We start from the raw sequence: 21,688 nt of genomic DNA on the forward strand, positions 1-21,688 counted from the left end.
CGCGCCGCCCTGGCCGCCGAGGCCAAAGCCAGAGCCGAAGCCGCAGCCAAGGCCAAAGCAGAAGCCGCAGCAGCCCACCGCCACTGCTCCTGGTACGACGTCATCTGCCAAGCCGAAGTCCACTCAGCAGCAATCATCGAAGCAGGGCTCATCGTCCTTGCCGCTGCCGCACTGGTCGCGCTCGCTATCGTTGCACCTGAGGTCGTCGCCGCCATGGCCGTCGCTTCCGCAGAGGCAGCAGGCGGAGGAACCACAGTAGCCGTTGTTGCCGGCTTGTCTGCCGGACTCAGCACTGCCGCGGAAGGCGCCGGGCTCACTCAACTCGCGATCGGCTCAGCACTTGTAGCCGACATCGCTGGCGCAAGCCACGCCGTAGGTGGCGGTGCTGGGAGTGGGGGTTCGGCAAGTGTTGACTCGCAAGACTACGATCCTAGTGCATGGCTTCCCACGGTGACGCACGAAGACGGAGCAACGGCCATTGGAAATGATCCTGAAACTGCGAAGGCATTGGCCTTTGCACCGCGTATTCCTGGCGTACATAATTTGGTAATCCACGGTCATCCTAACGGGTTTGCCAATAACACTAGCATGGATTTTGTGGCGGCGGCTATGCGGGCAAATCCTACCTATAAGACGGGTATGCCAATCTGCATGATTGTGTGCTATGGGGCGAATCAGTCCCTGAATCTCTTCAGGGAGATGAAGGCGGATGTTTCAGGGTACAATACGAAGCTAATTGTGAATCCCGATGGAAGCTTTGCAGGTGGCGGCCAATGGCAGGGATTCACTATGGCGAATGATGATTGGGCGCTATGAAGTACTTTGGATTCTATAGGGAAATGCCATATAAGGTTGGCGCGCAGATTCAGGCGAGCGATCTTCCGCGGTCCGGGGCGGCGGGGGAATCCGAAGATGTCGCAGCCTACATGAACGGATGTGAATCTCTGGTGGTGGTGCCTGGGATTGAACAAGATCCGTATGATGAATCGCAGACTGTGCTTGGCGGCTATGGGTTGCGAACTGACGGAAATTGGGTTTGGCCTGTAATGGCTATTCATTTGGTTCGCAAGTATGGCTTGACGGTTCCAGGGGACTTCAAGGCGAGGATGGCATCGCTTAATTATTCTGCGCCGACTTTGGCGCGGGCAGAGATCATCGAAATATTCAAGCAGGCAAAGCCTGAATTGTGGTAAATTCTACCATTGCTCGAAATTCATAGGAAACTAGCATGTTTCAGGATTAGAGTAGAGAGAAAATCATCGTGCATCTAGCTTCCGTGGGCAGCAGCCAGGGCCACACTGTTCTAGCCATTGGTCTGATTGTTATCGCGGCGGGACTCTGCATGGCCACGCAGAATCACCGGGCCTTGAGGGATAGAAGGTCTTTGAGTTCCTATACCCCATTCAGTGCGATCAAGCGACAGATCCTGATGTGGTGTGGGATTGTCTTCGTTGGATGTGGATTGCTCTTCTGTTTCATAGGAATAGTGCAGAGTCTAGCGGGACAGTGATTCATCTGCTGCGAACACCGTCCGCGTGCGCTACTGCGAAGACTGGGGCCTTGGCAAAATCGTGTGATGCCCTGGAACTGCTCAAAGGTGCGATCTCTGGCGTCTAGCAGCAGCTGAAATGCCTCCCCGTCGCCACGGCGGTCGAGTAGCGCGATCGTCGACAGTCCCGGTACATCCGCCGACCGCGGCGATGTACCGCGCGCTGAGTCGCTCGTACTGCGAGCATTCCCACTAGGCCAGGGCTGTGGCCGCCCGCTCCAGGCGGATCTGCTGGAGTTCCGCCTCGATCCCGGCCAGCTCCCGCATCCGCTACTCGACCCCCCGCCGCCCCTGCTCGGTGGCGCCGCCGGTCGACGCGTCCTCGCGCGGACGCACTCTGTGCCGTCCTCGACGGTCCCTGCCAGCCCTTTCATAGCCGACATGGCGCCCTGCTAAAAAACCTATGCAGGGCGCCATGTCGGTGACTACGCCGCAAGTGCGCTAGTCCCTCTTTCTGTCAATCATTCGACGCAGCGCTATCGCAGTTCCGCAGTCAGCAATGATCGCCCATATCCGTCAAGGCAGGCTGCTCCCTGCCAATGCGGGGGTGATCCGGCGCTGGCGGTCGTGCGGTCGGGAGACGACTACTGCTCGGTTCGACAGCTCAAATCTGGTCATTTTGCCCCCGACCGGGCTTGATCGTTTTACATGACGCTTAACCGATCAGCGGTGTCGGCCTGGTGACGACCCGGGGGACTGGCACACCGCCCTATTGGCGGCCGGACTCCTCCGAGGTATTGAGGATGTTGACGCCGCGGAAGAGTGCTGACGGGGCGCCGTGGGAGACCGCTGCGACCTGGCCCGGCTGGGCCTTGCCGCAGTTGAACGCCCCTGCAAGCAGGTAGGTTTGGGGTCCTCCGACGGCCTCCAGGGATCCCCAGAACTGGGTCGTGGTGCCCTGGTACGCGAAGTCCTTCACCTGGCCCGCCAGCCTCCCCGACCGGATCCGGTACGCCCGTTGACCCGTGAACTGGAAGTTGTAGCGCTGCATGTCGATCGACCAGGAGCGGTCGCCGAGGATGTAGACGCCGTCCTCCACGCCGGCGATCAGGCCGGCGGTGTCCGGGCCGCCCTCGGCCGGCTGCAGCGACACATTGGCCATCCGCTGCACCGGGACGTGCGCGGGGGAGTCGGCGAAGGCGCAGCCGTTGGACCGGCCCAGGCCCTTGAGCTTCGCCATTCGCCGGTCCAGCTGGTAGCCGACCAGGGTCCCGTCCTTCACCAGGTCCCAGGACCGGGTCCGTACGCCCTCGTCGTCGTAGCCGATGGTGGACAGGCCGTGCTCGGCGGTGCGGTCCCCGGTGACGTGCATGACCTCGGAGCCGTAGCGCAGGCTGCCCAGCTTGTCGAAGGTGGCGAAGGAGGTGCCGGCGTAGGCGGCCTCGTAGCCGAGCGCCCGGTCCAGCTCGGTGGCGTGCCCGATCGACTCATGGATCGTCAGCCACAGGTTGGACGGGTCGATCACCAGGTCGTAGCGGCCCGCCTCGACGCTCGGCGCCCGCATCTTCTCGGCCAGCAGCACCGGCAGCTCGGCCAGTTCGGACTCCCAGTCCCAGCCGGTGCCCAGCAGGTACTCCCAGCCGCGGCCGACCGGCGGGGCCAGCGTCCGCATCGAGTCGAACGCCCCGGTGGACTCGTCCACCGAGACGGCCTCCAGGCTCGGGCTCAGCCGGATCCGCTGCTGGGTGGTCACGGTTCCCGCGGTGTCCGCGTAGAACTTGTTCTCCTGCACGGCCAGCAGCGAGGCGGTGACGTGGGACACGCCGTCCGCGCCGAGCAGCCGGCTGCTCCAGTCCGCCAGCAGCGCCGTCTTCTCCGCGTCCGACACCTCGAACGGGTTGGTCTCGTACGAGGACACCCAGACGGCGTCCCGGTACACCGGCTCCTCGGCCAGCTCGACCAGGTCCTCGATGCCGGCGGCGGCGCCGATCCCGGCGGAGAGCCGGGCGACGGCCACCGCCTGTTCGGCGACCCGTTCGGCCGCCCCGGGGGTCAGGTCCACCCCGGCCGCGAAGCCCCAGGCGCCGTTGTGCACCACCCGTACCGCGAAGCCGAGTTGCAGGCTGTCCGAGGTCCCGGCGGGACGTGCGTCCCGCAGCCGCAGGGAGGCGCTGCGCACCCGTTCCAGCCGGAAGTCGGCATGGCTCGCCCCGAGCGCGCGGGCCCGGGACAGTGCGGCGTCGGCGAGGGCGTGCAGCGGCAGCGCCAGGAACGTGGGATCGAGGGACGGCGACGTGTCCGGCATCAATCTCCTCCAGAGGGGCGGAATGGTTGTCCCTTCGCATCCTGCCCTACCGCTCAGGTTTACCCATTCGCTTTTTCCCGTACGACCGGGGTACGGTGAAGGCACAACGACGCGGGGTGGAGCAGCTCGGTAGCTCGCTGGGCTCATAACCCAGAGGTCGCAGGTTCAAATCCTGTCCCCGCTACTCGCAAGGCAGAAGGTCCGGCACCCAGGTGCCGGGCCTTCTGTCGTTGGGCTGTCGTCGGGCCGCCGCCGCGGTCGCTCCGCCGGACCGCACTGTGGGAAACCCACAGTTCAGCGCCGATCTCCCTGTCGGCGGCGGATTCGCTCAGGTCCGGCCGGGCCGGATAGCGTCGCCATGCGTCCATCTGTGGCACCGCGACAGCAGCCACTCAAGCCAGCAGAGAGAGGTAGACCTTTGAGCCGCTCGGTACTCGTCACCGGAGGCAACCGGGGCATCGGCCTCGCCATTGCCCGGGCCTTCGCCGAGGCGGGCGACAAGGTCGCCGTCACCTACCGGTCGGGCGAGCCCCCGGCCGACTTCTTCGCTGTGAAGTGCGACATCACCGACGCCGCGCAGGTCGACCAGGCGTTCAAGGAGGTCGAGGCGGAGCACGGACCGGTGGAGATCCTGGTCGCCAACGCCGGCGTCACCCGGGACACCCTGCTGCTGCGGATGTCCGAGGAGGACTTCACCTCGGTCGTGGACACCAACCTGACCGGCGCGTTCCGCGTCGTGAAGCGCGCTTCCAAGCTGATGATGCGGGCCCGCACCGGCCGGGTGGTGCTGATCTCCTCGGTGGTCGGCCTGTCCGGCTCGCCGGGCCAGTCCAACTACGCGGCGTCCAAGGCCGGCCTGGTCGGCTTCGCCCGTTCGCTGGCCCGTGAGCTCGGCCCGCGCAACATCACCGTCAACGTGGTCGCCCCCGGCTTCGTCGACACCGACATGACCGCGGTGCTCAGCGACGAGCGCCGGGCCGAGATCGTCGCCGGCGTGCCGCTCGGCCGCTACGCCGCGCCCGCCGAGATCGCGTCCACCGTGCGCTTCCTCGCCTCGGACGAGGCCGCATACATCACCGGAGCCGTCATTCCTGTCGACGGCGGATTGGGCATGGGTCACTGACCGCTATGAGTGGAATCCTTGAGGGAAAGCGCATCCTCGTCACCGGCCTGCTGATGGAGTCCTCCATCGCGTTCCAGGTGGCGAAGCTGGCACAGGAGCAGGGCGCGGAGATCATCCTCACCGCCTTCCCCCGCCCCACCCTGACCGAGCGCATCGCCAAGAAGCTCCCCAAGCCCACCAAGGTGCTTGAGCTCGACGTCACCAACGAGGAGCACCTGGCCGGCCTCGCGGACAAGGTCAGGGACGAGCTGGGCGGCCTGGACGGCGTGGTCCACTCCATCGGCTTCGCCCCGCAGGACGCCCTGGGCGGCAACTTCCTGAACACCCCGTGGGAGTCCGTGGCGACCGCCGTGCATGTCTCGGCCTTCTCGCTGAAGTCGCTGACCATGGCCTGCCTGCCGCTGATGACCGAGGGCGGCTCGGTGGTCGGCCTGACCTTCGACGCGACCATCGCCTGGCCGCAGTACGACTGGATGGGCCCGGCCAAGGCCGCGCTGGAGGCCACCTCCCGCTACCTGGCCCGCGACCTCGGGAAGCAGAACGTGCGCTGCAACCTGGTCTCGGCCGGACCGATCAAGTCGATGGCGGCCAAGTCCATCCCCGGCTTCGACACCCTGGCCGAGACCTGGGACACCCGTGCCCCGTTGGCCTGGGACGTCACCGACCCGGAGCCGGCCGGCCGCGGTGTGGTCGCGCTGCTCTCGGACTGGTTCCCGAAGACCACCGGCGAGATCGTCCACGTCGACGGCGGCCTGCACGCCATCGGCGCCTGACGCTCCGCCGGCTCGTCTGCTCCGTCTGCACTGCCCGTTCCGCCGCGAGGCCCGTACCCGTCACCGGGTACGGGCCTCGCGGCGGGTTCAGGTCCGGCAGCCGTTGAGGGCCACCACGGTCTCCAGGGTGGCCCGCTCGCCGTCGCGGTCCCGGATCGCCGCCAGGATCCCGGCGTGGCTGACGTAGGAGTCGGGCGCCAGCACCGGGCCGACGGTCTGCCGCAGCTCGGAGCGCAGCACCTCGCCGAGGTCGGCGTAGAGCGCGGCGAGCACCTCGTTGTGGGCGGCGGCCATCACCGCCTGGTGGAAGGCCGCGTCGGTCTGTACGAAGGACTCGACGTCCCCGGACTCCCAGGCGTCCTCGCGGCGTCCGAGCGCGGTGTCGAGCAGCCGCAGGTCGCGGTCGGTGCGCCGGGTCGCGGCCAGCCGCGCCGCGGCGGCCTCCAGCGCCTCCCGCAGTTCCACCACCTGTCCCGGCCCGGCGTCGGCGAAGCGCCGGTGCATCACCCCGGCCAGCTCGCTGGTCGCCAGGACGTAGGTGCCGGACCCCTGCCGGATGTCCAGCAGGCCGTTGTGGGCCAGCGCCCTGACCGCCTCGCGGACGGTGTTCCTGGCGACCCCGAGCTGCTCCACCAACTCGACCTCGGTGGGGATGCGGGAGCCCACCGGCCACTCGCCGGAAGTGATCTGGGTGCGCAGCTGGGCGATCACCTGGTCGGCCAGCGGCTCACGCCGGGGCGAGGTCAGCGCCATCGAACTCTCCTTGTCGTACCTGCGATCCGGGCCTGTGCTGCGGTCTCTGTTGCGGGATGGTCCCATCATCGCCCCTTTGGGTTCCCCCCGGGTTTCCGCAAAGTCATCCCATCATTCTATGATGGCCCCATGCCTGCCGCCGAGACCACTGCCCCGACCACCCGCCAGCCGACGCCACAACCACAGCAGCCCGCCGCCTTCACCCCGGGGCGGGCCCGCTGGCTGCTCGCGGTGGCCATCGCCGTCGCCGCCTTCAACCTCCGCCCGGCCGTGGCCGCGCTCGGCCCGATGCTCGACCAGGTCCGCGGCAGCCTGGGGATGAGCGCCGCGGTGGCCGGCCTGCTCACCGCGCTGCCCTCGCTCTGCTTCGCGCTGCTGGGCCTGCTCGCCCCGACGCTGGCCCGCCGGATCGGCCCCGCCGCCACCGTCTGCGCCGGCATGGGCGCCGTCGCGCTCGGCCTGGCGGCCCGGGCGCTGGCCCCGGACAGCGCGGTGTTCCTGCTGCTCAGCGCGCTGGCCCTGGCGGGCATCGCGGTCTCCAATGTGCTGATGCCGGTGCTGGTGAAGCGCTACTTCCCGGACCGGGTCGGCCCGGTCACCGGCCTGTACTCGATGTCGCTGGCCCTGGGCACCTCCACCGCCGCGGCCGTCGCCGTCCCGCTGACCAGCGCCCTCGGCGGCAACTGGCGGGTCGGCCTGGGCGTCTGGTCGCTGACCGCCGCGGTCGCGCTGGCCCTGTGGCTGGCCCAGCTCGCGGTCACCCGCCGCGGCGACGCCCGCGCGGCCTCGGCCGGCGCCGCCGCCGGTGTCGCAGGCATGACCGCTCCGGCCGCCGCGGCCAGGTTCCGGATCACCCGCAGCCGGACCGCCTGGGCGCTCGCCGTGTTCTTCGGCCTGCAGGCCACCGCCGCCTACGCCACCATGGGCTGGCTGCCGCAGATCTTCCAGGACGCCGGCATCTCGGCCACCGAGTCCGGTGTGCTGCTGGCCGTCACCATGGCCGTCGGCGCCCCGCTGGCCTTCGTCATCCCCTCCTACGCGGCCCGCCGCCCGGACCAGGGCGCCATCGTGATCGCCCTCTCGGTGGCCGGACTGGCCGCCTACGCCGGCCTCGCCTTCGCCCCGGCCGCGGCGCCCTGGGTCTGGGCGGTCCTGGCCGGTCTTGCCAACTGCGCCTTCCCGCTGACCCTGACGATGATCAGCCTGCGCTCCCGCACCAGCGAGGGGGTCACCCGGCTCTCCGCCTTCGCACAGGGCACCGGCTATCTGATCTCGGTGCCCGGGCCGATCCTGATCGGCCTGCTCTACCAGCGCGAGCACGGCTGGTACGCGCCGCTGGCCTTCCTCGCGGTGCTGATGGCGGCCCAGGCGGTGGTCGGCCGCCGGGCGGCGCGTCCGCGCCAGATCGAGGACGAGCTCGGAAGGTAAGAGCGGGCGGACCCCGTTGATCGGCCGCCGGGGGCGGGTGGCAGACTCGGCCGCATGCCCGTTCTCGAACCGAATCCCACCGGCGGCCACAAGAAGCTGCTGCAGTTCTTCGGCCTGATCTTCGCCATCCTGGTGGTCATCGGCGTCCTCGCCAGCTTCGCCACAAAGATGGGCTGACGAGTACCGGCTTTCCCGAATTCTGGGAAGCTGGGAGGTATGAGCGTCGATTCGTCCCGCAGGATCATCGTCCTCCGGCACGCCAAGGCCGACTGGCCCGCCGTGCCCGACCATGAGCGGCCCCTCGCCGACCGTGGCCGCAAGGACGCACCCGTCGCCGGACGCTGGCTCGCCGGCACCGGCATCATCCCCGACCTCGCCCTCTGCTCCACCGCCGAGCGGACCCGTGAGACCTGGAAGCTCTTCGCCCACGAGCTGCCCAGCCGTCCCAGAACCGTGTACGAGGACCGCCTGTACGAGGCGGCCCCCGGGCAGCTGATCGAGGTCCTCCAGGAGGTCCCCGACGAGGTGGAGACGGTGATCCTGGTGGGCCACAACCCGGGGGTGCAGGGCCTCACCGAGGTCCTGGCCGGTGGATCCGAGGCGGACACCCTGACCCGGCTGCGCAGCACCGGGTTCCCCACGGCGGCGATCGCGGTGCTGGCCTTCGAGCAGTCCTGGAAGGCGCTGGAACCGGCTGCCGCCCACCTCACGACCTTCTACACCCCGAAGGACTGACCTCAGGGCCGACCAAGCAGAAGGGGCGCGCGAACTGGGTTCGCGCGCCCCTTCTCTGCTTCCACAAGCCCTACCCCGCGTCGGCGTCCTCGACCTCTTCGCGGGAGATCCCCAGCAGGTAGAGCACGGTGTCCAGGAACGGCACATTGACCGCGGTGTCCGCCGCCTCACGGACCACCGGCTTGGCGTTGAACGCCACCCCGAGCCCGGCCGCGTTCAGCATGTCCAGGTCGTTCGCGCCGTCGCCGATGGCCACGGTCTGCTCCAGCGGCACCCCGGCCGCCTCCGCGAAGCGCTCCAGCATCCGGGCCTTGCCGGCCCGGTCCACGATCTCGCCGACCACCCGTCCGGTGAACTTCCCGTCCGCCACCTCCAGGGTGTTCGCGGCGGCGTAGTCCAGGCCGAGCCGCTGCACCAGGTCGTCGGTCACCTGGGTGAACCCGCCGGAGACGATCGCCACCTGGTAGCCGAGCCGCTTCAGGGTCCGGATCAGGGTCCGCGCGCCCGGCGTCAGCCGGACCTCGGCCCGGACCTTCGCCACCACGTCCTCGTCGAGACCGGCCAGCAGGGCGACCCGGGCCCGCAGCGACTCGGCGAAGTCCAGCTCGCCCGCCATCGCGGCGGCGGTCACCGCGGCGACCTCGGCCTCGCAGCCCGCGTGCGCGGCGAAGAGCTCGATCACCTCGTCCTGGATCAGGGTGGAGTCGACATCCATCACGATCAGCCGCTTGGCCCGCCGCTGCAGTCCGGAGCGGACCACGGCCACGTCCACCCGCTGCACCGCGGCCTCGGCGGCCAGCGCGGACCGCAGCAGCTCCGTGGGCACGCCGGACACGGCCAGTTCCACCGCGGTGACCGGGTACTTGGCCAGCCGGAACACCCGGTCGATATTGCCGCCGCAGTCGGTGACCCGGGCGCTGAGCGCGGCGACCGCGCCGGCCGTGAGCGGGTGGCCGAGCACGGTGACGTGCGAGCGGCCCTCGCCGCGCGGACGGTTGTCGCCGGTCCCGGAGATGACCTCGGCCTGCAGCCGCTGCCCGTCCGCCCAGCGGTGCACCTCGGCCCGCAGCTCGCCCTCCAGCCGGGGCGCGGTGACCAGGGCGCACAGCACGATCCGGCCCCGGGTCACCACCTGCTCGAAGTCGACCACGTCGACCCCGTACGCGGCGAGGGTGGTGAACAGCCCGGTGGTGATACCGGGGCGGTCCTTGCCGAAGACCTTGACCAGCAGGGTCCGGGGCTCGGGTGCGGGGTGGGCCGCAGGGGCCGGGGGCAGTGCGCTCATGGTGCGCCCCACGCTACCCGCCCGCCCCGTGCCCAACGAGCACCGTCCCGCCCACCGGACAGCGCCGGCCGGCCGGGCCCGGTTACCGCCCCGGCGGGGCGGTCGGCGGCGGCGGGGTCTGCGCGGGGCCGCCCGAGTAGGGGTTGTAGCCGCCCTGCCCGGGAGCGGGCGGCGCGGTGGGCGGGCCTGCGGGCGGCGCGGTCGGCGGGCCGGGCGGGATCGGCGGGGCCGCCGGCGGCGGGTTCCCGGTCCGGTAGGGGTTGTTCGGCTGCGGCGCCCGCACCGGTGCGGGCGGCGTCTGCGGCAGCCCGCCGTAGCCCGGCGCCCCGGACGGCTGCGGCGGCAGGTAGGGGGGCTGGTTGGGCGGCTGGGGGCGCAGGTCCACCCTGGTCCGGTCGAGTCCGGCCGCAGCCGGCGGCAGTGACTCCCGCTTGGCCGAGGCGGTGCTGAACTGCGCCACCAGCAGCGAGCCGAGGAAGCCGAACACCAGCCCCTCGACCAGCCCAATCAGCAGCCCCACCAGCACGTTCCCGGTGATGCTCAGCCCGGCCCCGACCGCGTCGAAGCCGAACACCGACAGGTTCGCGTCCACCGACACCGACGCCAGCACCAGCAGCACGGCCGTCACCACCGCCAGCGCCACCCCCAGCCGCAGCCCGGCGCCGAGCGCCTCCCGTCCGGTGCTCTGCGGCAGCACCGGCCGCGGCGTCCGCACCGCGGCCACCACGCCGATCGCCAGTAGCATCAGCGCCACCGCGACCGGCAGCAGCCACACCCGGCCGTCCAGCCGGCCCAGGCTGCTCAGCGTGATGTCCTGTCCGCTGCCGCCCTTGAGCAGGGTGTTCACCGGGGACGGCAGGAAGCCCGCGAGCGGCCCGCTGGCCTTGCCGTTCAGCGGTACCGCCATGCCCAGCAGCACCGCGAGGAACACCCCGTTGGGGGTGGCCAGCAGCGCGCCGCCGACCGTCTTGGCGCCGCCGTTGCCGGTCAGCCCGACCACGATCCCGGCCAGTGCGCCCACCAGCACCGCGCCGACCAGCACCGTCACCACGGCCGAGGCGACCGGGCGCGCGGTGCGGCGCAGCCCGTCCCAGCCGAGCGGCAGCGGGCTGCGCCGGGAGGCGACCAGGGCCAGCGCCAGGACGACCAGCACCCAGAGCAGCCCGAGGCCCAGCGTCGGCGCGAATTCGACCTTGAAGCCGACGTTCGGGTTGGTGCTGCCGCCGAGCACTCCGCCCAGCGTGCTGGTGAGGCCGCCGAGCGGGTCGTCGCCGCTGCCGCCGCCGAGCAGGCCGCCCAGCGGGTCGCTGCCGCCGCCGCTGCCCCCGCTGCTGCCGCCGCCGGTCAGCGATCCGACCTTGATGGCCACCGAGCCGTTGCCGGCCCAGGCCAGGACGGCCAGCAGCACCAGGAAGGCGACGACCGCCCCGCCGGCCCGGGCCAGCAGCGCCGCGGGGTCCAGCACCCTCAGCCGGTGCAGCGGCCTGACGAACAGCCAGCCCAGCACCAGGGCGCCGACCAGGCTCACCCCGAGCGGCATGATCCCGATCGCACCGTGCGCCGCCGCCGCGTCCATCCCGAATACTGAGACGTCACCCGACGGGCTGATTCGGCCGCCGACGGCCATCGCGACCATCGCCGCGGTGAGCGGGCCGATCGAGGCGTAGCTGTCCAGCCCGAGCAGATGGATCCCGAGGGCGGTCACCGCACCCATCGCCACAAATGCCCAACTCGCGGCCACCGCAGCCGAAACCACCCCGTACAGGGCGCCGTCCCGCATCCTGCCGCCGCCCCCGTCCGCCGCCGAACCCTGGTGCCCGTACACCGTCATCGTCTGCCCGCCCCTGTGGAATCTCCTGCTCTGCCGTCAGGTTGCCACACGGTTACGGTCTCGGGGTCCGGTTCTCCCGACGGTGATCGAGCTGGAATGATTCCCCCCATCGTTCAGCATCCCTAAACTGCCCCCTGTCAAGAGTGGGGACTACTCGGGGGACTACATCGTGGGGCAGGCAACAGTGCCGCAGCTGGTACTTGAACTCAATGGACAACGCAGAACTCTGGAGCCGGGGCGCAGTTACACCCTGGGACGCGACCCGCAGTCCGACGTGGCGGTGGACGACGCCCGGGTCTCCTGGCGGCACGCGACCATCGCGTACCACGGCAACGGCTGGGTCCTGGAGGACCTGGGCAGCACCAACGGCACCTACGCCAACGGCCAGCGGACGAACCAGGTCCCGCTCGGGCAGGGGGCCGTGGTCAACCTGGGCAACGCCGAGAGCGGCCCGCGGCTGACCTTCGCCGGGGTGCCGGCTCCGGCGGTCCCCGGCGCGGGGGCGCCGGCCGGCGGCAGCGACTGGCACGAGCAGGGCACCGCGCGCTTCAACCCGGGCGCGAACCCGGCGGCCCAGGGCGGCTTCCCGCAGCAGCAGGCGCCGCAGTCGGTCCCCCAGCAGGGCGGGTACAGCCAGCCGCCCGCGTACGGCGGTCCCGGCAGCGGCGCCAACCAGGGCGGGTACCACCAGCAGCCCTCGCAGCCCACGCCCGAGCCGGTCTACGGCTCGCGCAACCCCACCATGGTCCGCAACCTGGCCGGCGGCGGCCTGGCCACCATCAGGATCGGCCGCGGCCTCGACAACCAGCTGGTCGTCTCCGACCTGTCGGTCTCCCGGCACCACGCGGAACTGCGCCAACTGCAGGACGGCCGCTACGAGATCGTCGACCTGGACAGCCACAACGGCACCTATGTCAACGGCCAGCCGGTCAGCCGCCAGCTGCTCGGCCCGCAGGACATCGTCGGCGTCGGCCACTCCACCTTCCGACTGGTCGGGGACCAGCTGGAGGAGTTCGTCGACACCGGCGAGGTCTCCTTCTCGGCCCGTCACCTGACGGTCGAGGTGGACTTCAAGGGCGGCAAGAAGATCCTGCTTGACAACGTCAGCTTCGGGGTCCCGGAGAAGTCGCTGGTCGCGGTGATCGGCCCGTCCGGCTCCGGCAAGTCGACGCTGCTGCGCGCCCTCACCGGCTACCGCCCGGCCGACCGCGGCGACGTCCTCTACGACGGCCGCAACCTCTACAAGCAGTTCGCCGAACTGCGCCAGCGCATCGGCCTGGTGCCGCAGGACGACATCCTGCACTCCCAGCTGACGGTCCGTACCGCGCTGAAGTACGCGGCCGAGCTGCGGTTCCCCGGCGACACCGAGGCCGCCGAGCGCGCCCGCCGGGTCGACGAGGTGCTGGTGGAGCTGCACCTGGAGAAGCGCGCCGACAACAAGATCACCGCGCTCTCCGGCGGCCAGCGCAAGCGCGTCTCGGTGGCCCTCGAACTGCTCACCAAGCCGTCGCTGATCTTCCTGGACGAGCCCACCTCGGGCCTGGACCCGGGCATGGACCGCGACGTCATGAAGATGCTGCGCGGTCTCGCCGACGAGGGCCGCACGGTCCTGGTGGTGACCCACTCGGTGGCCGAACTCGCGCTCTGCGACCGGCTGCTGGTGATGGCCCCGGGCGGCTCGGTGGCCTACTTCGGCCCGCCGAAGGAGGCGCTGCACTTCTTCGGCTACGAGACCTGGGCCGACGTCTTCCAGGCCTTCGAGAACTACCCGGACCACGACTGGGCCGGCCGGTTCCGCGGCTCGGTGCACTACCAGATGTACTCCGCCGACGTGGAGGCCGTGCAGGCGCAGTCCTCGCAGATACAGCACGAGCAGACCAAGCCGCCGAAGCAGCAGAGCTGGGGCTCCCAGCTGTCCACCCTGATCCGCCGCTACGCCACGGTCATCGGCGCGGACCGCGGCTTCGTCGGCCTGCTGATCGCGCTGCCGCTGATCATGGGCGCGATGAGCCTGGCCCTCGGCTCCTCGGCCGGCCTGGTGGGGACGGGCGATCCGCAGAAGCCCAATACCGACGCCGGCACGCTGCTGCTGGTGATCGCGGTGGGCGTCTGCCTCACCGGCGCGGCCAACTCGGTCCGTGAGCTGATCAAGGAACGGGTGATCTACGAGCGCGAACGCGCGGTCGGCCTGTCCCGCTCGGCGTACATGATGTCCAAGGTGATCGTGCTCGGTGTGATCACCGCGCTGCAGTCGATCGTGCTGTCGGTGATGGGCATCCTGCCCAACAAGCTGCCCGCGCACGGCCTGCTGGTCTCCTCCTCGCCGCTGCCCGAGATGGTCATCGTGTTCACCCTGCTCGGCATCGTCTCGATGATGCTCGGCCTGGTCGTCTCGGCCGTGGTCAAGACCGCGGAGAAGACCATGCCGCTGCTGGTGCTGCTGGCGATCCTGCAGGTGGTCTTCTGCGGGGTGCTGGTCAAGCTGACCCAGCCGGGTATCGCCCAGCTGGTCTGGCTGGTGCCCTCGCGCTGGGCGGTCGCCGCCGAGGCGGCCACCGTCGACCTGGCGCACATCGGCGACCCGGCCCACGCCGACGACAAGCTGTGGACGCACACGCTGACCCAGTGGTCGATCGACACCGGTGCGCTGGTGCTGCTCGGCGTGGTCTGCGCGTTCCTGGTGGTCCGGCTGCTCCGCAAGCACGAGCCGGAGGTCATGCGCCAGCGCTGACCCCGGAGCCTGAACGCACGGTCGAGGCCGCACCCCGCAGCGGGGTGCGGCCTCGTCGCGCACGGCTCCGGCATCGAATCCATAACCGTTCGGCCAGCTTGTCCGAAAGTCGCCATTTGTGTCCCGCCGGGCCTCGTAGCATCTGCATCCTCACTACTTGGCCCGAACATCTGAACGGGATCCACACATATGGCGCATATGAACGGGTTCACCTACGGGTTTGTGAACCCCCTGCTCGCCTACCTCATCGCCGTGATCGGCGCCGCCCTCGGGCTCCGCTGCACCGTCCGCGCGATCTCGCTCCCACCGGAGCGCCGCCGCGGCTGGCTGCTGCTCGCCGCCAGCGCCATCGGCTGCGGCATCTGGACCATGCACTTCATCGCGATGCTCGGCTTCTCCGTCACCGATGCCTCCATCGTCTACAACGTGCCGCTGACCCTGCTCAGCCTCGTCGTCGCCGTGGTCGTGGTCGGCCTGGGCGTCTTCTACGTCGGCTACCGCCCGCAGGGCTGGGGAACCCTGCTCGTCGGCGGCACGCTGACCGGCGTCGGCGTCGCCGGGATGCACTACCTGGGCATGGCCGCGATGAACGTCAACGGCACGGTCGGCTACAAGCCGCTGATCGTCGCCGCCTCGATCGGCATCGCGGTCTTCGCCGCGACCGCCGCGCTCTGGATGACCCTCAACATCCGCGGCCTCTGGGCCTCGGTGGCCTCGGCCCTGATCGCCGGCGTCGCGGTCTGCGCCATGCACTACACCGCCATGGAGGCGGTGACCGTGAAGCTGACCTACGGCCTGTACCCGCACGGCACCCCGGCCGCCCAGTTCATCCTGCCGGTCGCGGTCGGCATCGTGGTCTTCCTGACGGTGGCCGGCATCGTCGTCGCCATGTCCCCGCACGAGGGCGAGGGCGACGGCAAGGGCGGGAACGGCGAGCCCCAGGAGCGGATCCAGGTCACCCTTTTCGACGGCAGGACCCGCGGCCTGTAGCGGTCCCCGGCGCCGGGCCCCGGCGCCGCTAGCGCGCCAGGATCAGGTGCAGGTCGCCGAACTCGTGCCACAGGTAGCGCTCCCGCAGCGCCTCCGCGTAGGACAGGTCGAGCAGCGGGCGTCCCGCGATCGCCTCCAGCATCAGCAGGTGCGAGGCGCGGGGCTCGTGCAGGCCGGTCAGCAGCCCGTCGACCACCCGCACCCCGCGCTCGGGGGTGACCACCAGCTCGGTCCAGCCCGAGGCGGCCCCGAGCGTCCCGTCCGTGCCCACGGCCGACTCCAGGGCCCGGACCGCGGTGGTCCCCACCGCCACCACCCGGGACCCGGCCCGCCGCGCCGACCCGACGGCGCGCGCCGTGGCGGCCGGCACCTCGAACCACTCCGGGTACGGCGGCTCGTGCGACTCCACCGAGGCCACACCGGTGTGCAGGGTGATCGGCACGATCTGCACGCCCCGGCTCACCAGCTGCGCCACCAGCTCGGCGGTGAACGGCCGGGCCGCGCTCGGCATCTCCGCCGAACCCGCCGCGGCCGGCCCCTCCACCTCGGCCAGCGACCGGGCGAACACCGTCTGGTAGGCGGCCAGCGGCCGGTCCGCGTCGGTGTAGCCGTAGCGGATCGCCCGTCCGTGCCGGGCCAGCTGGGCCAGCGGATCGGGCACCGGGAAGTCCGCCGTCCACAGCCGCCCGGCGCCGCCCGGCAGTGGCTCCACCTGGGTCAGCACCGTCCCGCCGGCCAGCCGCACCCGCACCGGGCCGCCGGTCCCGACCCGCTGCCGGGTGCTCCCGCGACCGTCCGGCGTACGCAGTTCGACCACCCAGCGCCGGGCCGAGCGCCGGGTCGAGAAGTGCACCACCACCTGCTCGCCGGTGCCCAGCACCCGGCCGTCCACCGCCGCGGGCAGCGTCGCCGAGGTGTTCACCACCAGCACGTCCCCCGGCTGCAGCAGCCGCGGCAGCTCCCGGAACGCATGGTGCGCCACCAGCGGCCCGCCGCCCTCGGCGAACCGGCCGACCAGCAGCCGTACGTCGTCCCGCCCGGCCCGGCCGCGCTCCTCCGGCGGGGCGCTCGCCTCCAGCCCCTCCGGCAGCTCGAACTCGTCCACCCCGAAGCCGTCCAGCGCCTGCTGCTGTGCGGGGTAGGCCAGATGCCCGGCCCGGTCACCCCGCTTGCGGCTGCGCCCGTCGCCGCTCCAACGGACGATGCCCGGCTCCGCCCCGGACTCCCGCGCCTGCGTCCTCACCGGCCCCACTCCTTCGCGCTCCGCCCTGACACCGCGTAACGTCCGCTGCGCGCACCGCCGTTGACCAGCTCCAGCAGGGCCGGTACGGCGGCCTCCTCCGGCAGCGGGCGTCCGCTGCCGTCGTCCTCGGGCACCGCCGCCGCGTACATCGCGGTCCGCATGTCGCCCGGGTCGACCCACCACACCCGCAGCTCCGGCTCCTCCGCGGCGAGCACCGCCGACCAGTGGTCCAGCGCGGCCTTGCTCGACCCGTAGCCGCCCCAGGTCTCGTACGGCTCCACCGCCGCGTCCGAGCTGATGTTCAGCACCCGGCCGCCGGCTTCGCGCAGCAGCGGCAGCGCCGCCTGCACCAGCGCGAGCGGGGCCACCACATTGACCTCGAGTGCCTGGCGGAAGCCCGCCAACGGGTGCTCGGCCAGCGGGACCAGCGGTTCCGCGCCCAGCACGCTGGCATTGTTGACCAGCAGGTCCACCCCGCCCAGCGACCTGGCCGCGTCGATCAGCCCGGCCCGGTGCTCCGGGTCGGTGACATCCCCTGGCAGCGCCACCACCGGGGAGCGCAGCCCGGCGGCGACCTCCCCGAGCGCCTCCGCGCCACGGGCGTCCAGCACCAGCGACCACCCCTCGGCGGCCAGCGCCCGGGCCAATGCCCGGCCCAGCCCTCGTGACGCTCCGGTGACTACCGCGACAGCCATGACCTGCTCCTCACCTGTTCGTTTCCCACGACTCCGACGGTAGGCAGCGGCGACCGGGACCGGCCTCCGTCGCGGGGGAGCGGACCGCAGGGTCCTTGGACCTAGTCCTGCGGTCCTGGGCCCGCCACCCCGGCTGCCCGATGCCGGGTGGATCACCCGGCGGTACGGTGACCGCATGTCCCCGTGCCCGAACCCCGACCAGCCGAGCGATCCGGCCGCCGAGTCCTGCGACGTCCCCGGCGACCCCTGCCTCGGCGGCATCGAGGCGATCAGCGCGGCCGTCCTCGGGATGAGCCGCCACCTGGAGGTGCGCGAGGTGCTGCAGCGCATCGTCACCTCCGCCCGCACCCTGGTCGGCGCGGAGTACGCGGCCCTGGGCGTCCCCGACGACCACGGCGGCTTCGCCCAGTTCGTGGTGGACGGCATCAGCGACCGGCAGTGGCGGGCGATCGGCCCGCTGCCGCGCCAGCACGGCATCCTCGCGGTGATGATGCAGGACACCGCCCCGCAGCGGCTGGCCGACGTCCGCCAGGACCCGCGCTTCGGCGGCTGGCCGCGGGCCCACCCGGACATGGCCGCCTTCCTCGGCGTCCCGATCCTGGACGGCGACGAGATCCTCGGTGCGCTCTTTCTTGCGAACAAGCACAGCCTGGCCAACAAGCACAGCGCCGCCGCCGACCGGAACGCCCCCTTCACCGCCCACGACGAGCACCTGCTGCGCATCCTCGCCGCGCACGCGGCCATCGCCCTCACCAACGCCCGCCTCTACGAGCGCAGCCGGGAGCTCACCCTGGTCGGCGAGCGGGCCAGGATCGCCCACGACCTGCACGACGCCGTCTCGCAGAAGCTGTTCTCACTGCGCCTCACCGCCCAGGCCGCCTCCGCGCTGGTCTCCCGCGACCCGGACCGGGCCCGCGCCGAGCTCGCCGAGGTCTCCCGGCTCGCCGCCGAGGCCGCCGAGGAGCTGCGGGCCGTGGTGATCGAGCTGCGCCCCGCCGCGCTGGACGAGGACGGCCTGCTGCCGACCCTCAACTCCCAGGTGGAGGTGCTGAACCGGGCCCACGCCGCACAGGTCAGCTTCACCCACAGCCGGATCCACGCGCTGCCCTCGGCGCAGGAGGCGGCGGTGCTGCGGGTAGCCCAGGAGGCGCTGCACAACGCCCTGCGCCACTCCGGGGCCGCGCACGTCCGGGTGGAGCTCGGCCCCGCCGCGAGTGCCCGCGGCGCGCTGCTGACGGTCGCCGACGACGGCCGGGGCTTCGTCCCGGCCGAGGTCCGCCGGGCCGGACGGCACCTGGGCCTGGTGTCCATGCGCGACCGCGCCACCGGCGTCGGCGGCGCGCTGCGGATCGAGTCGGCCCCCGGCCGGGGGACCGTGGTGGAACTGGAGGTCCCCGGTGGCTGAGCAACGAGAAGGCGGACGGGCCCGGATCAGGGTGCTGCTCGTGGACGACCACCAGGTGGTCCGCCGCGGCCTGCGCACCTTCCTGGAGGTCCAGGAGGACATCGAGGTGGTCGGCGAGGCCGCCGACGGGGCCGAGGGCGTGGAGCGGGCCGAGGAACTGCGCCCCGACGTGGTGCTGATGGATGTGAAGATGCCGGGCACCGACGGGATCGAGGCGCTGCGGATCCTGAAGGAGCGCGGCAACCCGGCCCGGGTGCTGGTGGTGACCAGCTTCACCGAGCACCGCACCGTGGTCCCGGCCCTGCGCGCCGGAGCGGCCGGGTACGTCTACAAGGACGTGGACCCGGAGGCGCTGGCCGGGGCGATCCGCTCGGTGCACGCCGGACATGTGCTGCTCCAGCCGGAGTTGGCCGACGCCCTGCTCACCGACGAGTCCCCGCGCAGCCCGCAGGGCCGCGGCGGCTCGCTGACGGAGCGTGAGCAGGAGGTCCTCGGCCATATCGCCGACGGCCGCTCCAACCGCGAGATCGCCCGGGTGCTGCACCTCTCCGAGAAGACGGTGAAGACCCATGTCTCGAACATCCTGATGAAGCTCGACCTCGCGGACCGGACCCAGGCGGCGCTGTGGGCGGTCAGGAACGGAATGGCCCGGGCTTGACCGCCCGGGCCGTCAGCGCCCGCGGGCCGGCTCGACCGGCTCGTCCACCAGCGCGTTGTACGCGGCCACCGTCGCCCGCCGGGCCGACCGCCCCAGCGGGCGCATCGCGGCCTCCCTGGCCGCCATCTCCCCGGCGCTCACCGCGGCGCCCTCGTCGGCCGAGGCCAGCGCCAGCAGCGAGCGCACCTGCCGGGCCGACTGCAGCACCCGTACCGCCCGGGGCTGGTAGCCGGGCGCCAGCAGTTCGGGCTGCCGGCGCTTCCGGTAGGCCTCCAGGGCGCGTTGCACCGAGGGGCCGCCGCCGGCCACATCCAGCTGCAGCAGCAGCGCGGTCGCCTCGCGCAGCGCCTCCGCCAGCTCCCGTTCGGCGTCGCGCAGCTGCGGCACGTCGGCCGGCACCCCCGGGTGCACCGGCAGCGTCCGCCAGGCCACCCGGACCAGCTGGTCCCCGTCCGGGCCGTGCCGGACCACCTCGGGCAGCAGCGCCAGTGCCGGGCCGCCGACGGTCAGCACCGCCTCCCCGGCCAGCAGCGCCTGCTCGTTGAAGCCGGCCGGCCCGGTCAGCCCCAGCGGATGCCCCGGCGCGGGCAGCGCCAGCCGCAGTCCGGTGGCCCCGGCGACCCGCAGCCGACCCAGCGCCAGGGTCAGCCCGTCCCCGTCCACCAGGTGCTGGTCGTCCCTGCCGCGGATCCCCTCCGCCGCGTGGTCGGGCGAGGTGAACCCGTTCAGCCAGGCGTTGCCCCAGGCAACCAGGCGCCCCGATCGGGGCTCGTCGAATACGTCATCAGGACGGCTTCCGCCGGTGTTCTGCACCATGGGGCAAGCCTACGAAGAAGTCGCCCGCACCAGTGGCGTAGGTTTTCCCTCAACGAAGACGAAAAGCCGCGGCAAGCGGCGATCTGCATTGGGGAAGGCGTACGCATGAGCGACGTGCTCGAGCTGGTGGACGTATCCGTGGTCCGGGACGGACGCGCGCTGGTGGAGCAGGTGTCCTGGTCCGTCGCCGAAGGCGAGCGCTGGGTCATCCTCGGTCCCAACGGTGCGGGCAAGACGACCCTGCTCCAGGTCGCCTCCTCCTACCTCTACCCCTCCACCGGCACCGCCGCGATCCTCGGCGAGAAGCTCGGCGGCGTCGACGTCTTCGAACTGCGCCCCCGGATCGGCCTGGCCGGCGCCTCGATGGTCGACAAGCTGCCGCGCCGGCAGACCGTGCTGGACACCGTGCTCACCGCCGCGTACGGGATGACCGCGACCTGGCGCGAGCAGTACGACACCTCCGACGAGTCCCGGGCCCGGCTGCTGCTCGACCTGCTGGGCATGGCCGAGTACACCGAGCGCCGCTTCGGCACCCTCTCCGAGGGCGAGCGCAAGCGCACCCTGATCGCCCGCGCCCTGATGACCGACCCCGAGCTGCTGCTGCTGGACGAGCCGGCCGCCGGCCTCGACCTGGGCGGACGCGAGGACCTGGTCCGCCGGCTCGGCGCGCTGGCCCGCGACCCCCAGGCCCCGGCGATGGTGATGGTGACCCACCACGTCGAGGAGATCCCGCCCGGCTTCACCCACGTGCTGATGATCCGTCAGGGCAAGGTGCTCGCGGCCGGACCGCTGCAGGACACCCTCACCCCCCGCAACCTCTCGCTCTGCTTCGGCCTCCCGCTCACCCTCGAACGCCATGCCGACCGCTGGTCCGCCCGCGGTCTGCCCCTCGGTTAGCCCTCAGTTCACCTTTCACAACGTCAACATCCGGACTACCTGGGCAAACCCCTCTCCACCGACCGGTCCCCGCACCTACCATGGGCCCGTGGAGAACTGGATGTGGTGGTTGATCGTCGCGGCGGTCATCGGCGTGCCACTGGTGGTCACGGCCATGCCGGAATTCGGCATGTTCGCGATCGGGGCCGGAGCGGCAGCGCTCACCGGCGTGCTCGGCGGCGGGACGGTGCTGCAGTTCGTGGTCTTCCTGGCCGTCTCGGTCGCGCTGGTGGTCTTCGTGCGCCCGCTGGCGCTCCGTCAGCTGAACCGGGGACCGCAGGTCAGGACCGGTATCGACGCGCTCACCGGCGCCACCGCGCTGGTCCTGGAACAGGTCGACGAGCACGGCGGACGGATCAAGCTCCAGGGCGAGGTCTGGTCCGCCCGCGCGCTGGACCCCGGCCAGGTCTTCACAGCAGGCCAGCAGGTGAACGTCGCAGAGATCGACGGCGCCACCGCCCTCGTCCTCTAGGTCCTCCAGGCCGACCGACC

General features: G+C 71.4%; 19 protein-coding genes, 1 tRNA gene and 1 pseudogene. 14 read left to right on the forward strand and 7 right to left on the reverse strand.

Features of this window, described 5'->3' with window-relative positions; genetic code table 11:
- A pseudogene (locus tag ACEZDG_RS37350) lies at nt 1-816 on the forward strand (hypothetical protein); the annotation flags it as partial.
- The gene (locus ACEZDG_RS37355; RefSeq protein WP_380519329.1) at nt 813-1,193 is read left to right on the forward strand and encodes a hypothetical protein; all 381 of its coding nucleotides are present in this window, start codon (nt 813-815) and stop codon (nt 1,191-1,193) included. The pseudogene ACEZDG_RS37350 and the gene ACEZDG_RS37355, both read left to right, overlap by 4 nt.
- Before the next feature lie 1,065 nt (nt 1,194-2,258).
- Here the strand turns inward: ACEZDG_RS37355 and ACEZDG_RS37360 are convergent.
- Nucleotides 2,259-3,794, reverse strand: coding sequence for a TldD/PmbA family protein (locus ACEZDG_RS37360; RefSeq protein WP_380519331.1), 1,536 nt, complete (start codon nt 3,792-3,794; stop codon nt 2,259-2,261).
- 110 nt (nt 3,795-3,904) lie between these two features.
- Here ACEZDG_RS37360 and ACEZDG_RS37365 point away from each other — a divergent pair.
- From ACEZDG_RS37365 to fabI, 3 genes are all read left to right on the forward strand, one after another.
- A tRNA-Met gene (locus ACEZDG_RS37365) sits at nt 3,905-3,978 on the forward strand.
- A 234-nt stretch (nt 3,979-4,212) separates the two neighbouring features.
- A complete protein-coding gene (gene fabG / locus ACEZDG_RS37370) occupies nt 4,213-4,917 on the forward strand; it encodes a 3-oxoacyl-[acyl-carrier-protein] reductase (RefSeq protein ID WP_380519333.1) in 705 nt (234 codons plus the stop codon).
- A gap of 5 nt (nt 4,918-4,922) precedes the next feature.
- A complete protein-coding gene (fabI, locus tag ACEZDG_RS37375) occupies nt 4,923-5,690 on the forward strand; it encodes an enoyl-ACP reductase FabI (RefSeq protein WP_380519335.1) in 768 nt (255 codons plus the stop codon).
- Between the two features lie 87 nt (nt 5,691-5,777).
- Here fabI and ACEZDG_RS37380 read toward each other — a convergent pair whose 3' ends face one another.
- Entirely contained in the window at nt 5,778-6,443 is a 666-nt protein-coding gene (locus tag ACEZDG_RS37380) for a FadR/GntR family transcriptional regulator (protein WP_380519337.1), read from the reverse strand.
- Nucleotides 6,444-6,572: 129 nt separating this feature from the next.
- Between ACEZDG_RS37380 and ACEZDG_RS37385 the strand changes: the two genes are divergently transcribed.
- Genes ACEZDG_RS37385 through ACEZDG_RS37395 form a run of 3 tightly spaced genes read left to right on the forward strand, consistent with a single transcriptional unit; the run spans nt 6,573 to nt 8,606 of the window.
- Nucleotides 6,573-7,871: an MFS transporter gene (locus tag ACEZDG_RS37385; RefSeq protein WP_380519339.1), complete on the forward strand. Its 1,299-nt coding sequence runs from the start codon at nt 6,573-6,575 to the stop codon at nt 7,869-7,871.
- Between the two features lie 54 nt (nt 7,872-7,925).
- Nucleotides 7,926-8,048 (forward strand): SGM_5486 family transporter-associated protein, encoded by a 123-nt coding sequence (locus ACEZDG_RS37390; protein WP_380519341.1) that lies wholly within the window; start codon nt 7,926-7,928, stop codon nt 8,046-8,048.
- A gap of 39 nt (nt 8,049-8,087) precedes the next feature.
- The gene (locus ACEZDG_RS37395) at nt 8,088-8,606 is read left to right on the forward strand and encodes a SixA phosphatase family protein (RefSeq protein ID WP_380519343.1); all 519 of its coding nucleotides are present in this window, start codon (nt 8,088-8,090) and stop codon (nt 8,604-8,606) included.
- A 70-nt stretch (nt 8,607-8,676) separates the two neighbouring features.
- On the opposite strand, the gene serB is transcribed toward ACEZDG_RS37395, so the two are convergent.
- Complete coding sequence (gene serB / locus ACEZDG_RS37400; RefSeq protein ID WP_380519345.1) at nt 8,677-9,891, reverse strand: phosphoserine phosphatase SerB; 1,215 nt, start codon at nt 9,889-9,891, stop codon at nt 8,677-8,679.
- An 82-nt stretch (nt 9,892-9,973) separates the two neighbouring features.
- Entirely contained in the window at nt 9,974-11,722 is a 1,749-nt protein-coding gene (locus ACEZDG_RS37405; RefSeq protein WP_380519347.1) for a streptophobe family protein, read from the reverse strand.
- 184 nt (nt 11,723-11,906) lie between these two features.
- Between ACEZDG_RS37405 and ACEZDG_RS37410 the strand changes: the two genes are divergently transcribed.
- Both ACEZDG_RS37410 and ACEZDG_RS37415 read left to right on the forward strand, forming a co-directional pair.
- Nucleotides 11,907-14,453 carry an FHA domain-containing protein gene (locus ACEZDG_RS37410; protein WP_449341744.1) on the forward strand — a complete coding sequence of 849 codons (2,547 nt, stop codon included), beginning with the start codon at nt 11,907-11,909 and terminating at the stop codon, nt 14,451-14,453.
- A 198-nt stretch (nt 14,454-14,651) separates the two neighbouring features.
- Nucleotides 14,652-15,443 (forward strand): MHYT domain-containing protein, encoded by a 792-nt coding sequence (locus tag ACEZDG_RS37415; protein WP_380519351.1) that lies wholly within the window; start codon nt 14,652-14,654, stop codon nt 15,441-15,443.
- 28 nt (nt 15,444-15,471) lie between these two features.
- Here the strand turns inward: ACEZDG_RS37415 and ACEZDG_RS37420 are convergent, their stop codons facing one another.
- Nucleotides 15,472-16,590, reverse strand: coding sequence for an S-adenosylmethionine:tRNA ribosyltransferase-isomerase (locus tag ACEZDG_RS37420; RefSeq protein ID WP_380519397.1), 1,119 nt, complete (start codon nt 16,588-16,590; stop codon nt 15,472-15,474).
- A gap of 92 nt (nt 16,591-16,682) precedes the next feature.
- Nucleotides 16,683-17,381: an SDR family NAD(P)-dependent oxidoreductase gene (locus tag ACEZDG_RS37425; RefSeq protein WP_380519353.1), complete on the reverse strand. Its 699-nt coding sequence runs from the start codon at nt 17,379-17,381 to the stop codon at nt 16,683-16,685.
- Between the two features lie 289 nt (nt 17,382-17,670).
- Between ACEZDG_RS37425 and ACEZDG_RS37430 the strand changes: the two genes are divergently transcribed.
- Together ACEZDG_RS37430 and ACEZDG_RS37435 are read left to right on the forward strand one after the other, a co-directional pair.
- Nucleotides 17,671-18,786, forward strand: a complete 1,116-nt coding sequence (locus ACEZDG_RS37430; RefSeq protein WP_380519400.1) for a GAF domain-containing sensor histidine kinase — start codon at nt 17,671-17,673, stop codon at nt 18,784-18,786.
- Entirely contained in the window at nt 18,779-19,444 is a 666-nt protein-coding gene (locus ACEZDG_RS37435) for a response regulator (protein ID WP_380519355.1), read from the forward strand. Before ACEZDG_RS37430 ends, ACEZDG_RS37435 begins: the two co-directional genes overlap by 8 nt.
- A 12-nt stretch (nt 19,445-19,456) precedes the next feature.
- Here the strand turns inward: ACEZDG_RS37435 and ACEZDG_RS37440 are convergent, their stop codons facing one another.
- Nucleotides 19,457-20,260 (reverse strand): hypothetical protein, encoded by an 804-nt coding sequence (locus ACEZDG_RS37440; RefSeq protein ID WP_380519356.1) that lies wholly within the window; start codon nt 20,258-20,260, stop codon nt 19,457-19,459.
- 105 nt (nt 20,261-20,365) lie between these two features.
- Here ACEZDG_RS37440 and ACEZDG_RS37445 point away from each other — a divergent pair, with 105 nt between their 5' ends.
- Both ACEZDG_RS37445 and ACEZDG_RS37450 read left to right on the forward strand, forming a co-directional pair.
- Nucleotides 20,366-21,157 carry an ABC transporter ATP-binding protein gene (locus tag ACEZDG_RS37445; RefSeq protein ID WP_380519358.1) on the forward strand — a complete coding sequence of 264 codons (792 nt, stop codon included), beginning with the start codon at nt 20,366-20,368 and terminating at the stop codon, nt 21,155-21,157.
- A 100-nt stretch (nt 21,158-21,257) separates the two neighbouring features.
- Nucleotides 21,258-21,668 carry an NfeD family protein gene (locus tag ACEZDG_RS37450; protein ID WP_380519402.1) on the forward strand — a complete coding sequence of 137 codons (411 nt, stop codon included), beginning with the start codon at nt 21,258-21,260 and terminating at the stop codon, nt 21,666-21,668.
- The last annotated feature ends 20 nt before the right edge of the window (nt 21,669-21,688 follow it).

It is taken from the genome of Streptacidiphilus alkalitolerans (assembly GCF_042511045.1).
GTDB lineage: Bacteria > Actinomycetota > Actinomycetes > Streptomycetales > Streptomycetaceae > Streptacidiphilus > Streptacidiphilus alkalitolerans.